Source organism: Flavobacterium sp., assembly GCF_004295795.1.
In the GTDB taxonomy this organism is placed as follows: Bacteria; Bacteroidota; Bacteroidia; order Flavobacteriales; family Flavobacteriaceae; genus Flavobacterium.
Window position 1 is genome coordinate 58,154 of sequence record NZ_SEBR01000015.1, and the last position, 23,527, is coordinate 81,680.

General features: G+C 47.8%; 16 protein-coding genes. 5 read left to right on the plus strand and 11 right to left on the minus strand.

What is annotated here, in order from left to right; translation table 11 throughout:
- Positions 1-143: 143 nt before the first annotated feature.
- Positions 144-842, plus strand: coding sequence for a dihydrofolate reductase family protein (locus EOO49_RS13320; protein WP_290846479.1), 699 nt, complete (start codon positions 144-146; stop codon positions 840-842).
- Positions 842-1,207 (plus strand): hypothetical protein, encoded by a 366-nt coding sequence (locus EOO49_RS13325; RefSeq protein ID WP_290846480.1) that lies wholly within the window; start codon positions 842-844, stop codon positions 1,205-1,207. The genes EOO49_RS13320 and EOO49_RS13325 overlap by 1 nt, the downstream gene beginning before the upstream one ends.
- Positions 1,208-1,219: 12 nt before the next feature.
- Here the strand turns inward: EOO49_RS13325 and EOO49_RS13330 are convergent, their stop codons facing one another.
- The 8 genes from EOO49_RS13330 to EOO49_RS13365 all read right to left on the minus strand — a co-directional run bounded on the left by EOO49_RS13330 (position 1,220) and on the right by EOO49_RS13365 (position 16,961).
- Entirely contained in the window at positions 1,220-2,173 is a 954-nt protein-coding gene (locus tag EOO49_RS13330; protein ID WP_290846482.1) for a cation diffusion facilitator family transporter, read from the minus strand.
- Positions 2,174-2,242: 69 nt separating this feature from the next.
- Positions 2,243-3,892, minus strand: coding sequence for an alpha-glucosidase (locus EOO49_RS13335; protein ID WP_290846484.1), 1,650 nt, complete (start codon positions 3,890-3,892; stop codon positions 2,243-2,245).
- The gene (locus tag EOO49_RS13340) at positions 3,879-5,597 is read right to left on the minus strand and encodes a hypothetical protein (protein WP_290846486.1); all 1,719 of its coding nucleotides are present in this window, start codon (positions 5,595-5,597) and stop codon (positions 3,879-3,881) included. The genes EOO49_RS13335 and EOO49_RS13340 overlap by 14 nt, the downstream gene beginning before the upstream one ends.
- A gap of 1 nt (position 5,598) precedes the next feature.
- Positions 5,599-6,897 (minus strand): MFS transporter, encoded by a 1,299-nt coding sequence (locus EOO49_RS13345; RefSeq protein ID WP_290846488.1) that lies wholly within the window; start codon positions 6,895-6,897, stop codon positions 5,599-5,601.
- Positions 6,897-7,949, minus strand: a complete 1,053-nt coding sequence (locus tag EOO49_RS13350) for a glycoside hydrolase family 130 protein (RefSeq protein ID WP_290846490.1) — start codon at positions 7,947-7,949, stop codon at positions 6,897-6,899. Before EOO49_RS13350 ends, EOO49_RS13345 begins: the two co-directional genes overlap by 1 nt.
- A 47-nt stretch (positions 7,950-7,996) precedes the next feature.
- A complete protein-coding gene (locus EOO49_RS13355) occupies positions 7,997-9,478 on the minus strand; it encodes a RagB/SusD family nutrient uptake outer membrane protein (protein WP_290846492.1) in 1,482 nt (493 codons plus the stop codon).
- 11 nt (positions 9,479-9,489) lie between these two features.
- Positions 9,490-12,570 (minus strand): TonB-dependent receptor, encoded by a 3,081-nt coding sequence (locus tag EOO49_RS13360; protein ID WP_290846494.1) that lies wholly within the window; start codon positions 12,568-12,570, stop codon positions 9,490-9,492.
- 185 nt (positions 12,571-12,755) lie between these two features.
- The gene (locus tag EOO49_RS13365; RefSeq protein WP_290846496.1) at positions 12,756-16,961 is read right to left on the minus strand and encodes a hybrid sensor histidine kinase/response regulator transcription factor; all 4,206 of its coding nucleotides are present in this window, start codon (positions 16,959-16,961) and stop codon (positions 12,756-12,758) included.
- 176 nt (positions 16,962-17,137) lie between these two features.
- Between EOO49_RS13365 and EOO49_RS13370 the strand changes: the two genes are divergently transcribed.
- The 3 genes from EOO49_RS13370 to EOO49_RS13380 all read left to right on the plus strand — a co-directional run bounded on the left by EOO49_RS13370 (position 17,138) and on the right by EOO49_RS13380 (position 19,871).
- Positions 17,138-19,384 (plus strand): patatin-like phospholipase family protein, encoded by a 2,247-nt coding sequence (locus EOO49_RS13370; protein ID WP_290846498.1) that lies wholly within the window; start codon positions 17,138-17,140, stop codon positions 19,382-19,384.
- 123 nt (positions 19,385-19,507) lie between these two features.
- Entirely contained in the window at positions 19,508-19,666 is a 159-nt protein-coding gene (locus tag EOO49_RS13375) for a hypothetical protein (protein WP_290846499.1), read from the plus strand.
- 10 nt (positions 19,667-19,676) lie between these two features.
- Positions 19,677-19,871 carry a hypothetical protein gene (locus EOO49_RS13380; RefSeq protein WP_290846500.1) on the plus strand — a complete coding sequence of 65 codons (195 nt, stop codon included), beginning with the start codon at positions 19,677-19,679 and terminating at the stop codon, positions 19,869-19,871.
- Between the two features lie 15 nt (positions 19,872-19,886).
- Here the strand turns inward: EOO49_RS13380 and EOO49_RS13385 are convergent, their stop codons facing one another.
- The 3 genes from EOO49_RS13385 to EOO49_RS13395 are packed head-to-tail and all read right to left on the minus strand — an operon-like array spanning position 19,887 to position 23,265.
- Positions 19,887-21,014 (minus strand): hypothetical protein, encoded by a 1,128-nt coding sequence (locus tag EOO49_RS13385; RefSeq protein ID WP_290846502.1) that lies wholly within the window; start codon positions 21,012-21,014, stop codon positions 19,887-19,889.
- Positions 21,011-22,141 carry a UDP-galactopyranose mutase gene (gene glf, locus EOO49_RS13390; RefSeq protein WP_290846504.1) on the minus strand — a complete coding sequence of 377 codons (1,131 nt, stop codon included), beginning with the start codon at positions 22,139-22,141 and terminating at the stop codon, positions 21,011-21,013. The genes EOO49_RS13385 and glf overlap by 4 nt, the downstream gene beginning before the upstream one ends.
- Positions 22,138-23,265 carry a glycosyltransferase gene (locus tag EOO49_RS13395; RefSeq protein ID WP_290846506.1) on the minus strand — a complete coding sequence of 376 codons (1,128 nt, stop codon included), beginning with the start codon at positions 23,263-23,265 and terminating at the stop codon, positions 22,138-22,140. Before EOO49_RS13395 ends, glf begins: the two co-directional genes overlap by 4 nt.
- Positions 23,266-23,527: the final 262 nt, after the last annotated feature.

The window sequence follows — 23,527 nt, forward strand, 5'->3', positions numbered from 1 at the left end:
CGAGAATCTGTTTGACAACTCACAAATCCTATCGCGAAATCAAAAATCCCAATGCGAAACCAATTTGCCGTTTCGTCGTTCTGCCTTAACTTTACGGAAGTCCGAAAAAAATCGAATTCGGAAGCAAACAAACACTTTTTACCATGAACCGACCTTATATAATTTGCCACATGATGTCGTCGATAAACGGCAAAATCCTCACTGAAAATTGGGGCAACGTGCTCGAAAGCGGCGAACTCGGAAACCTGTACGAAGACTTCCACGAAAAACTTGACGCCCAAGCCTGGATGTGCGGACGAAATACGCTCGAAATCGACTTTACCCACGGTGCGAAACCAGAATTAGTGAAATCGTCCGAAGCCATAACCCGCACGATTTATAAGGCGAATTCGGATGCCGAAAGTTTCGCGATCGCGATCGACACTCACGGAAAATTGGGCTGGCAAGACGACAACATCGACGGCGACCACGTGATTTCGATGCTGTCGGAAAAAGTGTCCGACGAGTACTTGCATTTCCTCAAGCGAAAAGGCATTTCGTACATCGTTTCGGGGAAATCAGAAGTCGATCTCAAAGCGGCTTTCGGGATTTTGTATACCGAATTCGGAATCGGAAAAATCCTGCTCGAAGGCGGCGGACACGTGAACGGATCGATTTACGAAGCCGGACTTCTGGACGAATTGAGCCTGATCGTTTTGCCGATAATCGACACGACTCCAAATACGCCGACGGTTTTCGAATACACGTCCGATTCCGGAAAAAACGAGGTCGAATTGCTCGAACTCAAAGAAGTGAAACAACTCGCGAAAGGCGCGTTATGGTTGAATTACAGAACGAAATAATGGCGTTGTACAAGGCGATTTTCAAACTTTCGGGCGGCTCTCAAATCAAGGCGGTTTCGGGTCATGTGCCCGAAGCTTTCTTCGATTCGGTCAAAAAATTGAATGCGGACAATTTGATTTTGGTGCAACAAGGCCGGTTTGTTTTGAGCAACGAAGTCCACGAATTGCTGGACGAACCAAATGCCTACAACGTTTATGCATCGGTGATTCTGGACTTTCCCGAAGGCGAAGAAAAATCGGATGCGTTCAAATGGAAAGCGCTCGAAAAAGTCAAGCAGTCGAACTATGCGCGTCCTTTGGCGAGTAATATCAACTATGAGATTTTCATCCTGGAATACGTCGATCCGAGTTTTGACGACGATTGATTTGCGGCAGATTCAGTCAACCGTATCGGGCAAATTGTCGACTTTCCAAGGTTTTTGGCGTCCATCGAAATTCTTGGCCTCGATGTAGATTTTCTTGACGACGGGAAATTCGGTCTTGATTCTTTCCTCGAGGGAAGAAATCGTCTCGAAAAGTTCGTCGACTGTCATTTCGCCACGGAATTCGACGTCCAACGCAAGCAAAACCTCGTTCGGCGCCAAGTGCATCGTGAGCGGAAAATACAAAGTCGCGACCGACGGTTCGTTGTTCACAAGCTCGTAAATTCCGGTCACGATCGCTGAATCGGCACTTTCTCCAACGAGCAAACCTTTGCTTTCCTTGACCATCGTGATGGCGACGAAGACCAAAACCAGTCCGATCAAAATCGAAGCGATCGCATCGAACATCGGATTCCCAAAATAATGTCCGAGGAAAACACCCAAAAGCGCGATCAAAAGTCCGGCAATGGCGGCGCTTTCCTCGTAAATCACAGCAAACAGCGCCGGATCTTTGCTCATGCTGACTTCTTTCCAAAACCCGTGTTTGCCGCGGCTTCTGTTAAATTCGCGAACGGCGTAGAACAGCGAGCTTCCTTCAAAAATGATCGATGTCGACAAAACGATATAATTCCAGAACGGATCGCGAAGTTCCACCGGATGCTGAATGTGCGTGATGCCTTCGTAGATCGACATTCCGCCGCCGAGCGAGAATACCAAAATGGCCACGATTAGCGACCAAAAATACATTTCCTTTCCGTGCCCAAACGGATGGCCGCGATCTGGCGGACGTTGGCTGCGCTTCATACCAAGCAGCAAAAGCAGTGAATTTCCGCTGTCGACTGTGCTGTGGATTCCCTCTGAAATCATGGCCGAACTTCCCGTGACCGACGCAGCGACGAACTTCACGATCGCGATGGCGACATTGGCGGCGAACGCTCCGTAAATGGCGATTTTGGAATTTCCGGTCATGTTTGGGATTTTGATTTAAGGTACAAAATATCCGAACTAGCGAATGTCAAATTTTTGTGAATGCGCGAATTATTTGGCCTTCGGAGTGTTTTCGAGTTTGTAGACCAAAATGGAGTTTGCCGCGATTTCAGGTTTTCCGAACAGGATTCTGGCGTTTTTCGGAACATCGATTTTCATCGGATTCCCGAAATTGATTACGACTTTAATCACTTGCGAATCGAGTTCGCGCTCAAACAAAATCACCTCATCTTTGAGTTCCAAAGTCTTGTAACTTCCGTACTGCAGCGCTTTTTCTGAGTTTCGGATGCCAATCAATTTCCGATAAAAACCGAGGATGGAATTCGGATCTTTTTCGGCTTCGGACACATTGACTTTCGCAAAATCGGGAGCGATCTTGATCCAACTTTTCGATTTGGAAAATCCGGCGAATTCGGACGCGTTCCATTGCATCGGACTTCTCGATTTGTCGCGGTTGTGCTTGTTGCCGATTTTGAGCGCTTCCGCGGATGATTTCCCGCTTTCGATCGCCAACCTGTACTGCGTTTTGCCTTGGATATCGACGATTTCGTCAACACTTTCAGCGACGATATTCTTCATTCCGATTTCCTCGCCAAAATAGACGAACGGAACGCCTTTGGCCGTAAAAGTCAAGGCTGCTAGCGTTTTGGCACGTTCGATATTCCCATTTGCCAACCTATCGAGAAGTCTCGGCATGTCGTGGCTTCCGAAGAAAAGCGTTGGGAAATTCGACATGTTTTGTTCCATGCTTTTGAGTTCAGAGAAAATGCGTTCGGCCGAAAATTCCGGGATGCTTCCGAAGTTGAAATTGAACACGACATCGAGTAGTTCATTCGACTGATAGTATTTCAAGACCTCGATTTTGTCGCTTCCGATTTCCCCGACCAAGAACTTGTCCGGAAATTCGTTCACGGTTTTCCGGATGGTTCTCATAGCGGCTTTCACACCTTTTTGGTCGATGTCGAATTCGTGTTTCTGGTTGCCGTTTTGCATCGGATTGTCTTGCAGAATGCCGTCTGTGGTCAGGAAATTGATCACGTCCAAACGGAATCCGTCAACGCCGGCTTTGAGCCAGAAACGCAAAACATTCTGGATTTCGGCGACAACTTTCGGATTCGACCAATTCAAATCGGCCATTCTGACATCGAATTTGTGGTAGAAAAATTGGTTCGTCGCCTCATCTTTCTGCCAAGCCGATCCGCCAAAAAAAGATTCCCAATTGTTGGGTTTGTCTTGCCAGATGTAGTAATCGCGATACGGATTCTGCTTCGATTTCCGGCTTTCCCGGAACCATTTCGAGTCGGTCGAAGTGTGGTTCAAAACCATGTCCATGATGACTTTTATGCCGCGTTTGTGTGCTTCGGACAAAAACTTTTCGAAGTCGGCCTGCGTTCCGTAAGTTGGGTCGATTTGGTAATAATCGGCGACGTCATAACCGTTGTCGACTTTGGGCGATTTGAGAAACGGTGTAAGCCAAACGCCTTTGACACCAAGCGATTTCAGGTAATCGAGTTTGGATGTGATGCCGTTGAAATCACCAAGACCGTCTGCGTTCGAGTCGGCGTAACTTGGCATGTAGATTTGGTAGAAAACAGCTTCTTTCCACCATATTTTGGGTTTCCCCGAACGCGATTGCTGTGCGTTCAGGGAAGTAAAAATCAATAAAACTAACCCAAAATAATGTATGCTATTTCTTGGCATGGTAGTCAACCGGAATTCCGTTTATCGACATAATGTTGCCCGAGTGTGTCATTTTTCCTTTGGTCGGAACTTCTACGATCACGACCGAATTCGTAGCCGAAACTTTGATTTTGGTCGCGCCGGAAACGTTTTTCGAGACGAATTTCTGCGAGATCAAGTCGTATAGATCGACGTTTTTCCCAACGGAAACCGTCACCGTTTTTTCTTTGTCCGATGGATTGTACAACAGCGAGGTCGGAAAAGCCTTGTCGCGGAAAAAATCGGTGGCAAGCAAGTCGAGTTGCAGGATATTTTCGACATCGGTTTTTTTGATGATACTTCCGAAAATTCCCACGTGACCGCTTCCGTAAACCGAAAGTTGCGACTCCGGCGGATTCTGGTTTTCAACCCAAAGCGGTCCGTCGCCTTGAGCAACCGGTGCCTGAACGCTCGAATAGCGCGGCATGTTCGACGATTTGATGATGCCTTCATAAGCGATCACACCTTTGCCGGCCGCGGCTTTTTCGGGAATCGATTCGTGTTCGTCAGGCATGTGTTCCGGATAGAAGAATTTGGACGCGTTGGCCGCATTCAACATCCATTTCCCGATTCCATTGGCATAAGATTGGTCGTAGCGAACCATTGGAACCAATGGCCACGCGGCGTCGTAGGTGTTCATCAAGAATCCGTAACCGCCGCGATCGACCGTGCTTCCTACCGTTCCCGAAATGTCGAAACCGTTCCAATTTGCGACCAGAACGCCCCAACCTTCGCGGCATTTCGGCGTTCCGTCAAAACTCCAGTGCAACATTTTGTCGAGGTCGAAGTTTTGTTTTTCCTCGGCGTTGATTCTCGCGGCCAAGTAAGCGCCAAAAGGCATCAAAAGTTCATACGTAGGATTTTCCTTTTGGCTTTGAAGTGCGGTCAATGCCGACTTCGCGCCTATGAGATATTTCGCGTCCCCGAACTTTTTGTAAGCCATGTACAACAACCACGCGTGTCCGGCGGCCGCATCTGGCTGTGCACAAATGTTGTTCGTCATCGGCTTCATTTTTCCGTAGTCGAAGTACGAATAGGTGTAATTTCCGTTCAGGATTACGTCGGCTTCGTAGAATTTGTCGGCGATCTGTCGCGCCATTTTCTCGAATTCGGGTTCGTTCGGATACTTGTCGTAAATCGCGTAAAACAACAGATTCGGATACACATCGTACCACCAATCGCGTCCGTAACCGCCGCCAAGCAAGGCAACTTCGGGACAGGTGTTGTTCATCATGATGTTCCAGCCGGTTTCCTTGTTGAAATAATTTTTGAGCATTCCGACGTAATTTCTTCCGTCGGCATTCGTCTTGTCGATTCCCACCAAAGTTGCACCCAAAGTCGCGCCCATCGTGGCCAAAGCCTCGTGAAACATGCCTTTGTTGTGGTTCGGGCCTTGCCTCACGTCGCCCATCGCCGTGTAAATTCCCACAACGTCTTGGTCAAAATTCTTGTGCGATTTGTCAACCCAAACGATTGGCCAGAATTCGCCTTTGGAATTGAAATCGTAAACGGTCTTGTCGAAATCGAGCGCGAGTTTTCTGTAGTCGATGATTCCAAAAGGTTTTGGCGAATTCGTCATTTGGTCGACACGCGGAATGGCGTTCTGCTTGACCTGAGCCGAACATGCGACGAAAGTCAGAACAGCCGAAATGGATAGGAAATAAGATTTTATGTGGATGCGATTCATGTTATAAAAGTTCGATTGCTGTTTTTTCGAGCGCTTCGGGGTCGGTCTTTTTTTCGACGTCGGCTTCGGGTTCGATTGTGTTTCCTTGCGAAATGATTTTCTTGCTCACCCAAATCGAGGCGAGCTGCAAAAGTGCGATCAGGCCGATGGCGTAACGCAGCGCGATGTCTTCGGAAACCGCAAAATACAAAACCAGGAATGTTCCGGCTCCGAACAATCTGCCGAGGTAAAGTCCGGCTTCGTGGTTCAGAATGTAGGCGAACTCCGATCGTTTCTCGATCTTCGACACGATGTCGATCACGCGAAGTTGTATCGGATAATACGCCAAATCCATCAGTGGTTTCGCGATCAAGAGCAACAACAGGAACGTTACGACCCCGATTTCGTTGAACAAAATCCCGTTCAGGCACGCGCCAATCGCGAACAAGATCAGTCCGGCGGAAAAGGTTTTGATGCGGTCGGATGGTTTCGAGAAACGTCCGATAAAGTAAATGATGATCGCGGCCAGAATCGCACCGATCGACTGCGCTTTGCCGAGTTCGCCTTCCTCACCCAGAATCTTGAAGATCAACATGGCCGGCGCGGTGACCAGAAATCCTTGTCCCATGCCTTTCAACGACGCCAAAGTCAGCAATTTCTTCCAAAGCGGATGAAACTTGAAATAGACATATTTCTTTTCGGTCGGATTGTGGAATTTCCCGCGAAAGCAAACGATCGAAGCCAAAATCGTGATCACGAAAACGACGCCCGTGATGACTTCATAAGCCACATGGATTTGCGCTTCGCCTTTGTGCGACTGGATAAACCAACCAATCAAAGCCGGAACCATGATCGCGATGATCGTGTAAAAGAACGTTTCGAGTCCGTAGTAATAATTGCGGTTGTTGTCGTTCGTGATTGAGACCGCGAGATAGTCGCGATTCGACCAGTAAAGTCCGAAGGACAAGCCCATCGTGATTCCGGCCGCCCCAATCCCGACCAAAGTCAAATTGGTCAAACTCATCATGATAATCATCGAAACGCCGCTCAACATCATTCCGATGGCGTACAAAAATCTTATGTTGATGTGTTTCAGCAGCCATCCGTTGATCAAAAAAGTCAGCGGAATTCCCGTGTAGATGCAAAGTTGGTAAATCACGACTTTCGAAGTGTCGTTCGAGTTCCGCATGATGTATGCCGCCACGAAAATGTCGATTACCGGCTGAACCAACGCATAAACCACGTTCGTCCAAACGAGAATCTTGAAATTGTGGCTCTGGCTTTTGAAGTGGTCGATTTCTGTCGAGAATTTGCTGGCCATCAAGCGTAGATTAGGCGTGAGAGAATTTCGGTTATCGAGAACGTCGCGCCGCACACGAATTCGTCGGCAGCGCCATAATAGAGCTTGATTTCGTCACCGTTCACGACGTGTCCGTTGGTGAAGACGACGTGTCCGAAGAAACCTGTGAGTTCGTATTCGGCCATTGGAACCATGATAGGTTCGTCGGTTTGGGCGATGACTTTCGTCGGATCGTTCAAATCGAGCAAAAACGCGCCCAGGCAATATTGGTGGTTTTCGTTCGCGCCGTGATAGATCTCGAGCCAGCCTTTTTCGGTCTTGATTGGCGATGCGCCTGCTCCAACCCGCTTGCTGTCCCATTTTCCGGGACGCGTTTGGACGATGCATTCGTGATTTCCCCAGTGGATTCCGTCGGGCGAAGAGGCGATCCAGATGTAATTTCCGCCAAGGTCGACACTGCTCGGACGGTGCAAAGCATAAAATTTCCCGTTGATCTTTTCCTCGAAAATCGCGCAATCCTTGTTGTGAGCCGGAAAAATAAGCCCGTGTCTTTCGAAGGTTTTCCAGTCTTTTGTCGTGCGCAATCCAACGCCGACGCCTCTTGAAGAAACAGATGTGAACGTCAGGTAATATGTCCCGTCGATTTCGACGACGCGGCAATCCTCTATCCCGAATGTTTCTTGTTTCCCGATTCCGTTCAACCTCGGATAACCTTCGGGTTCGTGAAAATTCGTTCCGTCTTCGCTGCAAAGCAATCGCAAATGGGACAAAGTCGTGAGGTAGTCGCTGCCTTTGTAGTTGATTACGCGCGCATCGCTGTCGTCGAGTTCGGGATCGCCTTTCGGAATCTGGACGATCGACATTTCGCCGGTTTCGCTCAAGATGGGAAACGAAATGATGTCTTGTGTTTGTCTCGGACGCTCGGCTACGCGCACAATCAGCCAGATTTTACCGTCAAAGCGGAAAGTTCCGGGATTGAGCAGGCACGTAATTTCGAGTCCGTCTTTGCTTGGCGAGAGATCCGCCGGTGACAATAGCGGATTCCCGTCAAAGCGTTTTGCAATGTCTTTCATGTTTTTTTGAAGTAAAAAAGGATCGACCGAAGCCGATCCTCGTTTTATTAATAGCCCGGATTTGGAGTCAAAGTTCCGGCTGATGCATCGATTTCAGATTGCGGGATTGGGTAAAGATTGTGGAATTCCTGGAAGTTGATGCCTCTTGCGTTCAAAACTTCCTGTGCGATTCCCCAACGTTTCAAATCGAGAAGGCGTTGGTTCTCGAAACCAAGTTCTACGCGTCTTTCGTGAATTAGCCAATTCTTGATTTCGGTTGCGTTTGTCGAAGCCGGACGATCGGCCAAAGCGCCTGCCGGAACTGTAGATCCGTCTCCCGTTGGGCTTGTTCTGGCGCGCGTCCTGATTTGATTGATGATCGAAACCGCTCCGGCGTAATCGCCTGTTTCAAGCAAGGCTTCGGCTTTCCAAAGCAACACATCGGCAAAACGGATGTAGACTTTGTTGTTTGGCGCGTCATCGTTTCCTTTGTTGGTGCCGTCGAGCGTTCCCAACATCTTGTTGACGTTTTGCGCCGCCGGATTCACTGTATAAAACAAACGCGGATCGTTAGGTTCGAACTCGTCCAGGAAATTCTGTTCCGGAGCGAAAAATCCCCAGCCAAGTGGCGCGCAGATTCCGTTTCCTCTTGCAGGAACGACATTCGTTTGGTGGTCGAACACAAAAACGTCTTCGTTTTCGTTGAATTCGGTGTTCATGTTGAAAGCGTCGAAATAATTGGCGTTCAACGCATAACCCAAAGCACCTACCTGATCGACCAACGCCGGAACCGCGCCCCAATTTTGGGTGTACAATTCAGATTTGGCCAACAAAGCTAGCGCTGCGGCTTTCGATACCCGCCAAGGTTCGGTCGTGGACGAATATTTAGTGTTCGGAAGCAATGTCGCCGCTTCGTTCAAATCGGCTTTGATTTGATCCCAAACCAGATTTTTGTCGGCGCGAACTGCCACGGCATAAGCTTCTCCAATGCTCGTTACCGGTTGCAGGATCAAAGGCACGTCGCCAAAATTGGTCACCAACGCAAAATAGTAGTAAGAACGAAGAAACAGGACTTCGGCTGTCAACTGGGTTTTGCGTGCTGTCGTGATTCCTGTCAACGACTCGATTTGAGGATTAGTCAGGTGTTTCAAAACCGTGTTGCAGCGCTTGATTCCTTCATAGTTGTATTTCCAGAGTCCGTTCGGGCCGCCGTTGGTCGAGACGAAAGTGAAACTGTTGAGTTCGTCTATCCACGGTTGGTCGCCATCTACGTTCCATTTTTTCTGGGCGTCGTCACTGGCCACGTCCTGAAGCACGTAGTCGTTTTGGAAGACGAGTCCGCCGTTCCAGTTCCATTGTGCGAGAATGTTGAGGCGGCTTGACAAGAGGTCGTACGAAGATCTTGTCTGGTTTTCGATTCCGACCAATGTTGGCGCCAAATCGACTTGGTCTTGCGTGAGGTTTCCAATCGGATCCTGATCCAATTCGTCTTCACAAGCTGTCAGCGACAAGGCACCGACGAGCAAAAATATTGGTATGTACTTTTTCATGATTTTTTTTATTATAACTTGATTTTGGCACCGAAGATTACCGATGTCATTTGCGGATAAGTTCCCTGATCTTTCACCAATGTAGATTCCGGATCGAGTCCTGAATAGTTCGTCCAAGTCACCAAATTCTGACCTGAAACGTAGATTCTCAAATTGTCGACGGCCTTGAATACCTTATTGAAAGTGTATCCGATCTCAAGATTTTTGAGTCTCAGGTAAGACGCATCTTCAACCATGGCACTGGAGATTCTCTCGCTTCCGTTCGGATTGAAAGTCAATCGCGGCATGGTGTTGCTTGTGCCTTCTCCATCCCAGGCATTCAAAACCGCAGTCGTGGAATTGAACGGACGCGAATCGTAGTCGAGAATCTGCTTCAAATCGTTGTAACGGTCTACGCCGGATACGCCCTGGAACAAACAGGAAATATCGAATCCTTTGTAAGACATGTTCAAATTCACACCATAAGTCACTTCGGGAATTGGGTTTCCGATGTGCGTGCGGTCGTTTGCGTTGATGCGTCCGTCTCCGTTCACATCGCGGAACTTCATGTCACCGGGTTGCGTCGTTCCCGCATCGGCAAAAAGATGGGTGTCGATTTCGGATTGGTTCTGGTAAATTCCTACGAATTGGTAGCCGTAATAAGCGTTGATCGGTTGACCGACGACAGAACGTGTGTAATTGATCGGATCGTCAAGATTAGGTACATAAGTGTACAATTTCGTGACGTTGTTGCTCAAAGTTGCCACGTTGGCGTTGAATCCGTATTTGAAATCACGATCGTTGTTCTGGTAACCCAAAGCGAACTCAAAGCCTTTGTTTCTCACCGATGCCGTATTGAAGTAAGAAGGTTCCAGCTGTCCAACCGACGTGGCAGGAAGTGTTACGCTCAGCAAGATATCGTCAGTATCTTTGATGAAATAATCAGCACTGAAATACAATTTGTTGCTCAGGAACGTAAAGTCAAGCCCGACGTTGGTCTGCGTAGTCGTTTCCCATTGCAGATTTGGATTTCCGAGACGCGCGAGTTGCGGGCCGTTTGGCGTGTTCACATATCGGTTCTGGTAAGCGTAGTTAGGAATTTCCTGGTTTCCGTTCTTTCCATAACTGGCGCGGATTTTCAGGCTGTTCAACCAAGTTACGTCTTTCATGAAATCTTCGTTGGTCAAGATGTAATTTGCCGATACCGATGGAAAATAACCCCATTTCTTGTTCGGTCCAAATCGAGAAGACGCGTCAGCACGCACAGTGGCCGTGGCGAACAGTTTCTCTTTGAAACCGTAAGTTGCTGTCCCGAAGTAAGAGAACAACGTCCAAGCCGATCCCGAACCGCCTGCGTATGCCGGTGGCAAACCTGTAGTTCCGCCTCCGACCTGTCCGTAATCGAGATAAAGAAACGGGTCGAGCGTAATGTCGTAAGCCGAACGTGTTCCGCCCATTTGCTCGTATTTGTTGGTAATGTATTCGGTTCCTACGAGCGCATTGATGCTGTGATCGCCAAAAGTCTTGATATAATTGAAGGTGTTGCTCCAGTTGAAAGTCACGTCCTGGCCGCGATCTTCACTTAGATTGTTTGGCATGTTGTTTCGTCCCATTCCGATATACGGGCTGTCATCAGGCAATACCGCTTGTTGATCGCCATAATTCTGCGCAAATCGTTTGTTGTGGATGAATTTCGCGTCGACGCCAAGCAAAGTCTTGAACTTAAGCGATTTGTCTCCAAGGAAAGCATATTCGGCAAACACGTTTCCGAAAGTGTTGAACAACTCGCGTTTGTCGTTGGTGAAATGTACGATTGCAATCGGATTCGAGCTGTATTCCAGAAATTTGTTGAAATTGTCAGGCCCGATGTAAAACGGAAGATCGGTGTAAGGATCGTCGGCAGACCAGGTAGGATCAGACGGATCTTTGTAAACGCCAAGAACCGGCGGACGAATCATCGCATGGCGAATCACGCCCGGCGCATCGCCCGTAGACGAAAGTTTGTCCTGTTTGATGAAAGTCAGCTGCAAATTACTTCCGACAGTGAATCTTTCGCTTACGTGCCCGAGAACATTCGTGCGGAAGTTCGCTCTTTTGTACTTGTCATTATTCTCGACGACGACGCCGTCAACGCCAAAATAGCCTCCGGAAATGTAATACGAAAGTTTGTCAGATCCGCCGCTTGCCGAAACGTGGGCGCTGTTGCTGTAACCGGTCGTGAACAACTCGTCAAGCCAGTCCGTATCGGACAAATCTGAACGGCCGCGCAAAGACGTGTAAGGATTCGGAAGGGCCGGATCGTTGCCCGTCGTATTGTTGTAAGACGTTTCCATAACATCCAAATACTGTGAAGTGTTCAGCAACTTCGGAAGATTCGTCACAAAATGGACGCCCGTGAAAGCTTCTGCCTCGAACGTTCCTTTTCCGTCCTGACCTTTTTTGGTCGTGATGAGCACAACGCCATTGGCCGCACGTGATCCGTAAATCGAGGCCGACGCTGCATCTTTCAAGACCGTAAGATTCTTGATGTCGCCTCCGGGAATGAATCCGATGGAACGCGTCGGAACGCCGTCTACTACATAAAGCACGTCGTTGTTTCCAAGTGTGCCCTGGCCGCGAATCCGAATCTGGATCCCGTCGCCCGGCGCACCTGAACTTGCCGCCACGAAAACACCGGCCGCTTGCCCTTGCAAGGCTTGCGTCACGTCTGGAACGCGGGTTTTCGACATATCTTCGAGGTCGACCTGCACGATCGCACCCGAAATGGATTTCTTTTGCTGGCTCGAATAACCCGTCACGACAACTTCGTTGAGTTGTTGCGCGTCATCGGCCAAAACCACGTTTACTATAGGTTGTCCGTTTACCGCGACTTCCTTGGTTTGGTATCCGATATAACTGAAAACCAAAACCGCATTCGCAGGAACTTCCAAAAAGGTGTATTCGCCGTTTATGTCAGAAACCGCATTCGTATTCGTTCCTTTGATCATAACGGTTACCATAGGAAGCGGCCCGGCCTTATCCGAAACGGTTCCCTTTACGGTTTGCGCACTCATCGCTCCAGAGAAGGCAATGGCGCAGATCAAGAATAGTTGGCAGATAAAATTCCTCTTCATATCAAAATTCCTGATTCGTTGATAATTCGTACTTTTTTTCTCATGTTGCTAAATTTTGCAGAGTTAATTTGTCATTTTGGTTTGCTACAACGTTTTCGTCGATAGGTTAAAAGTAGGCCGAGGATGCAAAAACCGGTGTACACTATTTCGTCAAAAGTGTACACAAGCCGTTAAAAAATTGATAATCAGTTTTTTGAAAACGCGACAGTCTTCGATTTGTAGTGCAATTGATAGTTCTTCGGAGTCATTTTGTACACCTTATTGAACTCGCGGTAGAAGTAAGATCTGTTGTTGAAACCTGATTTGTAGCAAACTTCAGACACCGTCAACACGTTTTTCCGAAGCAATTCGGCGGCAAATTTGAGTCGCATGCTTCGAATGAGATCGGTTGGAGTAAGCCCGAAAAGGTCTTTTGTCTTGCGAAAAAGTTGGGAAGCCGAAATGCCGAGTTCGCGTTCGATGAAGCCGCTTTGGAGGTTTTCGCTGTCGATGTTTTTCCGGATGAGTTCGATCAGAGTTCGGATAAAGTCTTTTTCGCGCGAAGTCACCGGCGCATCCGACGGACTCGCATCCACAATCAAATCTTCGGTAAAATGTCTCAAAATCAAGCTCTTTTCCTCGAGCAGTTTGTGGATTCTCACGAGCAGATGTTCGGGATAAAAAGGCTTCGGAATGTACGAATTGGCGCCGCTTTCCAAGCCCTCGATGCGGTGCACGACCTGATCTTTGGCCGTAAGCATGATAAACGGAATGTGACAAGTGCGCAAATCGGTCTTGATCTTTCGGCAAAGTTCGACGCCGTCCATAATTGGCATCATCACATCGCTGATTATCAAATCTGGAATCGCCGAGCCCACGATTTCCAAGGCTTCGGCTCCGTTGTAAGCCGTCGTGATATTGTATTTCGACGAGAGTAGATCGTGCAAGAACGCATGGATTTCCTTTTCGTCTTCCACGATCAAAATCGTCTGTTTGTCGTTCTCGAGCTGTTCGAGTGCCGAAATCTTCTCGGGCAATTTCTCGTCTGGCGCGTCCGAAATCTCTTCCAGGATGTTTTTCAGATGGTGCGAGATCTGAACCGGCGAACTCTCAAGATCGATCTCTTTTTCGGTGAACGCACTTTGGTCGCAAGGCAACAAAATCGTGAAAACCGTCTGTTCGTTGGCTACGCTCGAGACCAAAATCTCACCTCTCAAAACCGTGACAAGCTTCTTGATGTAAGCCAACCCGATTCCGGTTCGGAACATTTCGTTGTCCGAAGAAATATCCGACAGGAAAAAGCGATCGAAAAGCGAGTCCATTTTTTCCTTCGGAATGCCTTTCCCGGTATTTGTCACCGTCAAGCGGATGCGTTTTCGATTTTCATCCTCGAACTCGGCCTTGACCGAAATTTTCCCGTCGATTGGCGTGTATTTGAACGCATTCGACATTAAATTGAACACGATTTTCTCGGTTTTGTCCTTGTCGAACCAACCCGAAAGCGACTGCGGAATTTCGAGGTTGTAATCGATTTTCTTATCGAAAGCCCAATCGTCGAAAAGCTCGGCGATCTGTTCGATCAGATTCACGAAATCGAACTTTTTGACCGTGACTTCGAGGTATTCGTATTCGGCTTTTCGGAATTCCAGCAATTGCTGCGTCAGGAACAACAATCGCGACGAGTTCCGCTGGATCATGTTCACGAATTTTTGGCTGCGATCGTCTAGATTCGAGGTTTCGGACAACTTTTGGATTGGCCCGACGATCAACGTAAGCGGCGTCAGGAATTCGTGGGCGATGTTCGTGAAAAACGACAATCTGTTCTCGTGGATTTCTTCCTCTTTCTGTCGGAAAATGATGTTCTGCTTGAGCGATTGTTTCTTGAGATAATAACTTCTAACGAACAAAACGAAGAAAATTCCCAAGATCAGATAAATCGCCAAAGCCACATTCGACTGCCAAATCACGGGCTTGACGCGAATGTCGATCGCGCGCACCGGATCGCTCCAAACGCCGTCGCTGTTCGACCATTTCATGAAAAGCTCGTAATTTCCTCTGGGAACGTTCGTGAACGAAATGATCTTGCGGTTGTCGATCGCGTTCCATTCTTTGTCGAAACCTTCAAGTTTGTAGGCGTAGCGGCACTTGTCGCTGTTGATGTAAGTCAAGGCCGAAAGTTGGATGTCGAAGAAATTCTGGTCGTGATTCAAAACGATCGAAGGATGCGTTTCCGATTTTGGAGAAACGACCAAGCTTTCATAATAAGGTTCGGCCTGGTTCTGTCCCGAAATCTTGTCGATGAACAAATCTGGAACAACGGTCGATTCGGTGATCTGTTGCGGCAAAAAGTAGTTGAAACCTTTGATTCCGCCCATGAAAACGAGTTGCGATCGGTTGTCGAAATAAAAAGCTCCGTCGGCGAATTCGTTGTTCTGAAGTCCGTCGACTCTTGAATAGTTGATGAATTTCTCAGGATTCACGACAAAATTCGACAGTCCGAAATTGGTTGAAATCCACAGGTTCGACTTTCCGTCAGACACGATGCCATGGATCGTATTGTCGGGCAAACCGTCTTTGACCGTGTAACTTTTGAATTCGGCTTTCGAATCAGACGTAAGTTTTTCCAACCGATTCAACCCAAAACTCGTCCCGATCCAAAGTTTCCCCGACGCGTCATTCATCAAACACAAAACGTCGTTGTTCGACAAACTTTTCGCATCGCCGGCCACATTCTTGAAAGCCTTGAAGTTTCCCGAATTTTTATCGAACAAATTGAGTCCGCCAAGGCGCGTGCCAATCCAAAGTTCATTTTCGCCTTTCGGAACGATCGAAAACACGATGTTGCTGCTCAACGAGTTCGCGCCGTTTCCGCCAACATAGCGCTTCGAACCGACGATTTTGAGATTGTCGCCGAGACGTTCGATCTTCAAACGCACGATTCCGTAGCCGTTCGTCCCAAGCCAGATGAATCCCTCTTTGTCCTGATAAATCGCGTAAGTCGACTTGAAATAATCGACACTTTTGCTGCCGTCGATGTCGCGCCAACCTACGATTTTACCCGATTTTTGATCGTAAACCGTCATTCCGTCGCCGTCCGTTCCTATGTATATGAGGTTGTCGTTGCCTTTGCACAGCGCGAAAACGGCGTTGTCAATTGCGTCAGTCGCTTCGGTAAAAGTCTTGTAAACAAGCGGTTTGTCCGGATTTTGGTAAAAATCAGATGCGATCTTGATCAAGCCACGACCTTTCGTCCCAACCCAAAACGAGTCGCCGTCGTCGAGAAACGAGCGCACGATTCCGCCGTCGAGTTCGGGAATTTGCAAAGCCGACACCAAACTGAATGACTTTTTTCGCGGATATATCTTGAACACGCCATCGCCGTCCGTTCCCGTCCAAAGCACGTTTTCGCTGGCTTGCAAAAGCGTGGTTACCTTTTGTTTTTTGAGATAATCGAGCCACGGACTCGCTATTAGATTTCCGTTTTCATCTGAAATAAAATAGCCCGAACGACCCGAAAACACGAAACCTTCGGGCACGTGACCGACGATTGAAGTGGCGATTTTCGGGGTTTTGTCAGCTTTTGGATTGACATCCGAAGTAAGGAAATCGACTTTTCCCGACGTTCCAATCGCGGCGATCGTTCCGTTTGGAGCAATGTCGAATGTGCGCATTTCGGATGAGATCAATTTGGGTTCGGAAGCGGTTGGAATTTTGTTTTCGGGAATTTCGATCGGGATCGAGAAACAGCGGTTGTCGGCAAAAAGCGCGAGCATTTCCCCGTTTTTCGAGAATTCGAGCTTTCGAACCGTGGCCGCGGGCAATCCCGGGATTTGCAGCTGACGAAAATCCTGTCCGTCGAAATACCCGATTCCCCAATCTTTTACGGCGCAATACACGCGTTTGTCGGCATCCAATGCCATGTTGAATTCGCTTTCTGACAACGGCGGCTTGTTCTTTCTCGAGAAATAAAACTGTTGGAAATCTCCGGTTTTTTTGTCATACCGATTGATTCCGTGCATCGTCAAAACCCAAATCTGACCTTGGAAATCCTCGCCTATCTTGAGAATCACCTGATTACTCAGTGATTTGACAGGATCAGGCTGCGGACGGAAAATTTGGAAATTGTTGCCGTCGTAACGATTCAGTCCGTCCCAAGTACCGATCCAAATGAGATTTTGCGAGTCCTGGAAAATGCAGTTGACCGAACTGTTGGAAAGGCCTTTCGTATTGTCAAGTTGTTCAAGCGAATACTTGATTTTCGTGTCTTGACGCAGGTTTTGGATCTTGCTCGCAGCGACAATTTTTTCCGGTTTTTCCTGTTCCGATTTGGAGCACGAAACCAAAATCCCGACCAATGCCGCGAGCAGCCAAAACTGGACGGATCGATTGTAGAATCGGGAGAAAAATGTCATTGTCGCGGTTTGATTTGTCGTTGGAAAGTGTCGGCTTGACCGTTTTTTGTACGGAAACGCTAACTCTCAAATATAGGCAAATCCAAACGAAAATTACAGTTTCAAACGATTGCGGATTTCGCAAAAACACGATTCCCGTCAAATCGCGATTTCTTAACTTTAGGCAAATTTTGCGCATGAACCGAAACCTCGCCCCAATTTTCGTCTTATTCACGATTTTCACTTGCTCCTTTTCGTCATTTGCCCAACAACGTCCCAAAATCGGACTTACTTTGAGCGGCGGCGGAGCGAAAGGTTTGGCGCACATCGGGCTTTTGAAAGCGATCGATTCGGCCGGAATTCGCGTCGATTATGTGACCGGAACAAGTATGGGTTCGATTGTCGGATCTTTATATGCCGCGGGTTACACGGGAAAAGAGATCGAAAAAATGATGGGCGCGCTCAATTGGCAGACCTTGATGTCGAACGAACCCAGCGTCGAGGCTTTGAGTTTGTCCGAAAAGAAAAACCTTGGCAAATACATCGGTCTACCCATAAGAAAAGGCCGACTGCAACTCAAGCGCGGTTTCATCGAATCGAACGAGCTTTGGCTGGCTTTGTCGGAGGTTTTCTATCCGTATTACGAAACCACTGATTTCAACCATTTCGACAAACCTTTCCAGTGCATCGCAACCGACGTGGCCACCGGAAAAATGGTCGTTCTCAAAGACGGAAACATCGTTTCGGCAGTGCGCGCGAGCATGGCGATCCCGTCGATTTTCACACCTGTCGAGATTGACGGCAAAATTCTCGTCGACGGCGGATTGATCCGGAATTTCCCGGTCGAAAACGCCAAGGAAATGGGAGCCGATTTTATCATAGGAAGCGACGTTTCGGGCAGTTTGGAACCTGTCGAACAGATCAAATCGCCCATGGACGTGATAAGCCGATTGCCGTTCTACAACGCCGTAACCGATTTGGAAACCCAGAAAAAACTCGTCGATTTCTACGTGAATTATCCGTTGGAAAAATTTGGGACAAGCAGTTTTGCCGCGTCTGACAAGATCATTGAAATCGGGAACAAAAAGGCGATGGAATTGTATCCGAAACTCAAGCGGCTAAAGGATTCGCTAGATTTGAAATTCGGGAGTTTGCCCAAAAAAGAATTTGTCAAAAAACCGGAAACCGTCGTGATTTCAAATGTGGAAGTCACGGGAATTTCGGCATCCGAAAAAGACTATTTCCTGAGAATGCTTGCGCTCGAAACCGGACGCGATTACAACGCCAAACAAATTTCGGAACGCGTACGATCGACTTTTTCGACGCGCATTTACGACAAGCTGCAATATTCGCTCAAACCAAGCGGAAACGGGCAAGCCACGATTTTGTTCGAGGTGGAAAAAGCCACTCGCGTGACGGCACTTTTCGGTTTGCACTACAACACCACGACCGGAATCGCACTCAAAACGGGAGTCGAGAAACGAGGCATTTTCAGTCCGCTTTCTACCGCTTTCGCTATGGTTGCGATTGGAGAAAATCCGCGTGGGCAGGCGATTGTTTCCGATTATCTGAACACACGACGCAACATTTCGGTTCAGGCCGAAGTCAATTTTTCGGCAATCGACCTTACGACTTACGACGGCACGAATTTTACCGAAAACGGACTTTACCAACAGTCGAACCAGAATTGCGACCTGCAGGTTTTGTGGCAACCCGGAAATCGCTGGACGATCGGGCTGGGAAGCGAGTTGACGAATTTGGATTACCGTCCCAAAATCGCGTCTGACATTCAGGCAAAAGGCAATACTTACTTCCTGAACTCCTATTTGACTTTGCATCACAACACGCTCAACGCCGACGTTTATCCTACGAAAGGCCGTCGGTTTTACCTCAAAGGCGGCGTGATTTATGGCCAGAAAAACGATTTCAGCATTTATGAGGACGGAGAAATCGTCGCCGATGAAAATTCGCCTTATTTCGACACGCATCCTTACGGCCAGATCAAGTTTTCGTTTGAGCAATATTTCCCTTTCGGACGGCATGCTTTGTTGCTGAACGTGCAGTCTGGCATGAATTTCGGCTACAAGCAATTCGTGATGAACGACTTCATTATCGGCGGGTTGACGAGCGTTATCCGAAACCAGATCACCTTTGCCGGATTGCCCGAAGGTTCGATTTTTTCGCCTAGCGTAATAAGCGCACAAATCGGTTACCAGTACAATGTCGTGAGCAATCTTTACCTGATTTTCAAAGCCAATACTTTATATCACGATTTTATCGACAGCAATCTCAAGTTGCGCGATTCCTCGCATGGCACGGGATTTTCGGTGACTGGCGGCTACAAGACTTTTTTGGGTCCGATCGAAGCTAGTTTGATGTATTCGGATTTGAACAAAGAACTGCTTCCTTACTTCAATTTGGGCTATGTGTTGGCTCTGGACTGAGTCCGCATAAGCGAAAAAACGGAAAACCGTATTTGTCTCAATTGTCTATCAGCATACCCGAATTGTATAACTTCTGAGTAGATTTCAGGCCTACCTTCACCTCTAATCACAAAAGATAAGACCATGAAAGATTCGAAGAACGACAGCAGCAAAAAACCTGCTACAAGTACGAAAAAAGCCGACCAAAAGGCTGAGAAACAAGAGAAATCGTCAGACAAAGCCGATACGAAAACTGACACGAAAACAGACGCAAAAGCTGATGCAAAAAAATCCAAGAAGTAATTTTGGGTTGTTGAGAACCGTTCTATGCGAAACGTCAGACCCGAACTCGGAAGAAGACGATGACCAAACTTACGAACAGGAACCGAAACCAAATCGCGAGGAAATTCCAGAAATCGAAATCGACGAGGAAGAACCCATGATAAGCTACCGGATTTCAGACGACCATTGCTCCCAAAGCGAAGAAGATTTTTGGAGAGGCATTTAAAACGAAGATCGATATTTATCGGTCTTCTTGTTTTTTGGACAATTCCGTTTCGAACTGCAAAGACGAAATCCTGTCGAAATACTCCTGGTGCACGATGCGGTTTTTTGCTGCGTCAAGATCCCAAATGCCACATTGGCAATATGAGGAAAGGTCGTCCCAATCCGGTCTGTCTGTTACGGGATAAATGCAGATGCCGTGAAAGTCCACGCCGTAGTCCAAGGCCGTAAGACATTCGGCGACGACCTCATCCAACCATTCGATTCTTCCGGAGCCGAAGTGTCCGGTCTCTGAAAGAAAAATCGGTTTTCCGTAACGAACGTATGCTTTCTTGAGCAACTTCCAAAGCGGCGTGCGCTCGCCTGCTTCGTCCGGCCAGTCAAGCGGACCGAAATATTCGTACCATTGGCAATTCCAGTAATAATTGAACCCAAGAATGTCCGCGAGGTTTTCGGCTCCGCCCAATTCGGGACAAATCCTTCCCAAAATGATGTCCATAGCCTGAAATTGATGGCTGTTTATTTCGTGCAGATGTTCGTCTTCGCAAAAATCGCTTGGGTGAATCTTGACTAAAGGCTCGACCAACACGATCTTGCAATCGCGGTCGTTGGCGCGCAAGGCGTGAATTCCCAAAATCGCCGCTTTGCACAAATGGTATTTTATGTCCCATCCGCAGTTTTCAGCAAACGGAACTGTGCCTCGAACTTCACCCGAATGCCAGGAAAGAAAGCTGATTTCGTTGATTGGAACCACGAACAATTGCTGATACGAATTGGCTTTGTAAAAGATCGCGAACGCTTCGCACAACGCCACGAACCGGTCGCAAAAATGCGGATGCGTCGGATACAGGCCATCGGGATAACCAAAGTGGATCAAGTCCCAGATTTGTTGGATGCCGTGTTGTTCGGCAGCTTTCATGCGATTGTGTACTTCGGAAAAATCGAACTGAAAAGGCTCGATTTCGACCTCGCTCCAACAAATTCCTTCGCGCACGACCTTGACGCCGGCCTGCGTCAACAATCCGTAATCTTCGTAAACCCTCGTGTCATGTTCGGTTTCGCGCAGCAAATTCACGCGGTTTCCCGATCGGTTGATGTGGTCGGCGCATTCGTAACCGCCCATGATGAAGGTTTGGAAAAGGCTCATGCGGCTGTAGGATTTGAGGAAAGTTGCAGCGTTTCGAACAAATCGAGCGCATTCTTGAACGCTTGATCCATGTTGAAATACTTGTAGTTGGCGAGTCTTCCCACAAAATGCACGTCGAGCAATTTGTCGGCTTCGACCTTGTACTTGGCGTAAATTTCCTGATTGCGAGGATTCGGAACCGGGTAATACGGCTCGCCTTCATCGACTGTAAATTCCTTGACAACAGTGGTTTTCGGGGATTTCTGGTCTCCGAAGTGCTTGTATTCGATGATTCGCGTAAAATCGACCTCAGTTCCGGGATAATTCACGACCGAATTCTCCTGGAAAAACTCCATCTCATGCGTTTCGGATACGAAATTGATTGATCGATATTCGAGTTTTTCGACCAAACTGTGCTTGAAGTTGAAAAAGCGGTCGACCGGACCGGTGTAGAACAATTTGTCGTAGTCCGAAATCGAATCGGCTATGTCGAAATAATCGGTGTCGAGCAAAACCTCGATGTTTGGATTTTGGAGCAGTTTCTCGAAAAGTTGCGTGTATCCGCCTTTTGGCAAAGCTTGGTGTTCATCCGAAAAATAGCGATCGTCCAAATTATGGCGCACCGGAATGCGATTCAAAACCGATGCATCGAGTTCCTCAGGATATTTGTCCCATTGCTTTTTGGTGTAATGCCGGAACATCTTTTCGTAAAGTGCCTCGCCCACGCGATCCAAAACCGCCTCGCGACCATTCGCAGGTTCGGCAAAAACCGTTCTGTTGTGCTCGAGCCAATCCTGCATTTGGGTTTCCGATGCGATTTTGGCGTCAAACAACGTATTTACAGTTGTGATGTTCACGGGAATCGGCACGGTTTTATCGCCGACTCTCGCAATGACTTTGTGTTCCCATTTGTACCAATCCGAAAAGCGGTTTACGTATTCCCAAACGTCTTTTTCGTTCGTATGGAACAGATGCGCTCCGTATTTTGAGACGAGAATTCCGTTTTCGTCGACGTAATCGTAGCAATTTCCAGCGATGTGATTGCGTTTTTCAATGACCAGGACTTTCTTCCCGATCGACGCATAACGTTCGGCCAAAACCGATCCTGAAATGCCTGCTCCAATAATTACGATGTCTGCTTTTTTCATGAGGCGAGTTGTTTCAGATGGATTTTCATGGCCGAGACAGTCGCGTCCCAAGATGTTTTTTCGAGGATTTTTGAGTAATCGGATGGATTTTTCGCATCGGCAGACAAGCGTATTCTGGCTATGGCCGATGTAAAATCTGCTTCAGATTCGATCAATTCGACAACTTCGGAATAATCGCGAACCACATCGGCGATTCTCGTGGAAACGATCGGTTTTCCGGCGGCCATGTATTCCAACGTCTTCGTCGGACTGATGAATTTCGTCGCATCGTTCAACGCAAACGGCATCATCGCGATGTCGAACGCCTTGAGATAATTGGGCAATTCCGAATACGATTTGATTCCGAGATACTGTATGTTTCGGGCTTTCGGAAGTTCATTTTCATCGATTTTGGCGATCGGACCAATCATCACGAACGACACGTTTTGGTTTTCGGACGCTGTTTTTGCGATCAATTCCAAATCGATCCTTTCATCAATCACTCCAAAATAGCCGACTATCGGATGCGCGATCGACGCAATATCCTCAGGCACCAAAATCCCGTTCAACGCTTGCGCAAAATGCGGTTGGTCGACCGAACTTGGGAAACAAAACACGTTTTGGTGCAAGGATTTTTTGGAGTCATACAGCGATTTTCCGCCGGTGAAAACCACATCGGCACGACCGATCAAAAATTTCTCCTGATCGATCAAGGCTTGGGGCGCGCCTTTGAACAGCGAGAGTTCGTCCATGCAGTCGTAGACAATCGTCCCGAATTCGAGCGCATCGATCACTGGCGAGAATGCAGCGGAATAAAACCATCCGACGGAAATTTTTTCGCTGTCGAGAAAATCGGATAACATCGCACCGATGGCTTCGATATTGCGGACTTTCGGTTGTAAGATGTGAAGCGTTTCTGAAATCTCTGTCAGTTTTGCCGAATGCTCCTCTTCTGGCGAAAAACCGATCGGCTCTTCGACAAAAAGGATTTTCATATCGTTGGAAAGTCGAGAGATGATGTGCTGCGGACGTTGGTAGACGAAATCCCATCTGAGATGACAAAAAACGACCAGATCGTACCCGCGATTTTCTCGCTTGGATTCACGGTGAGGCAACGCCGGCGCTGCGGTTTGCAAATTCTTCATAAGTGTGTGTTTTTGGTGTAACGAATAAATCCCGACAGAACCGGGAACGTCAGATTTGCTTGAAGTAAAGGAGAGAAATGCGCGAAAGCGTAGGAAAATCCGTCAGGCGAAAAAAGGCCTGTCTTGGCATAAATGGCAAACAAATGTAAGCCGGAGACCAAGGCATTCGCTTACACAATTGAGGGCGAAAGTAGTAGCATTGAGTGAGTTCCATAAAAAAACCCGCCTCGAAAAGCAGGTTTAGTCAACTCAAGGGAATAAT

Bases quoted from the DNA above. Each gene is read 5' to 3' on its own strand.
- EOO49_RS13395 (WP_290846506.1), bottom strand. From the start codon at position 23,265: ATGAAGAATTTGCAAACCGCAGCGCCGGCGTTGCCTCACCGTGAATCC.
- EOO49_RS13365 (WP_290846496.1), bottom strand. From the start codon at position 16,961: ATGACATTTTTCTCCCGATTCTACAATCGATCCGTCCAGTTTTGGCTG.
- EOO49_RS13385 (WP_290846502.1), bottom strand. From the start codon at position 21,014: ATGAGCCTTTTCCAAACCTTCATCATGGGCGGTTACGAATGCGCCGAC.
- EOO49_RS13370 (WP_290846498.1), top strand. From the start codon at position 17,138: ATGAACCGAAACCTCGCCCCAATTTTCGTCTTATTCACGATTTTCACT.
- EOO49_RS13330 (WP_290846482.1), bottom strand. From the start codon at position 2,173: ATGACCGGAAATTCCAAAATCGCCATTTACGGAGCGTTCGCCGCCAAT.
- EOO49_RS13345 (WP_290846488.1), bottom strand. From the start codon at position 6,897: ATGGCCAGCAAATTCTCGACAGAAATCGACCACTTCAAAAGCCAGAGC.
- EOO49_RS13325 (WP_290846480.1), top strand. From the start codon at position 842: ATGGCGTTGTACAAGGCGATTTTCAAACTTTCGGGCGGCTCTCAAATC.
- EOO49_RS13335 (WP_290846484.1), bottom strand. From the start codon at position 3,892: ATGCCAAGAAATAGCATACATTATTTTGGGTTAGTTTTATTGATTTTT.
- EOO49_RS13355 (WP_290846492.1), bottom strand. From the start codon at position 9,478: ATGAAAAAGTACATACCAATATTTTTGCTCGTCGGTGCCTTGTCGCTG.
- EOO49_RS13340 (WP_290846486.1), bottom strand. From the start codon at position 5,597: ATGAATCGCATCCACATAAAATCTTATTTCCTATCCATTTCGGCTGTT.
- EOO49_RS13320 (WP_290846479.1), top strand. From the start codon at position 144: ATGAACCGACCTTATATAATTTGCCACATGATGTCGTCGATAAACGGC.
- EOO49_RS13360 (WP_290846494.1), bottom strand. From the start codon at position 12,570: ATGAAGAGGAATTTTATCTGCCAACTATTCTTGATCTGCGCCATTGCC.
- glf (WP_290846504.1), bottom strand. From the start codon at position 22,141: ATGAAAAAAGCAGACATCGTAATTATTGGAGCAGGCATTTCAGGATCG.
- EOO49_RS13375 (WP_290846499.1), top strand. From the start codon at position 19,508: ATGAAAGATTCGAAGAACGACAGCAGCAAAAAACCTGCTACAAGTACG.
- EOO49_RS13350 (WP_290846490.1), bottom strand. From the start codon at position 7,949: ATGAAAGACATTGCAAAACGCTTTGACGGGAATCCGCTATTGTCACCG.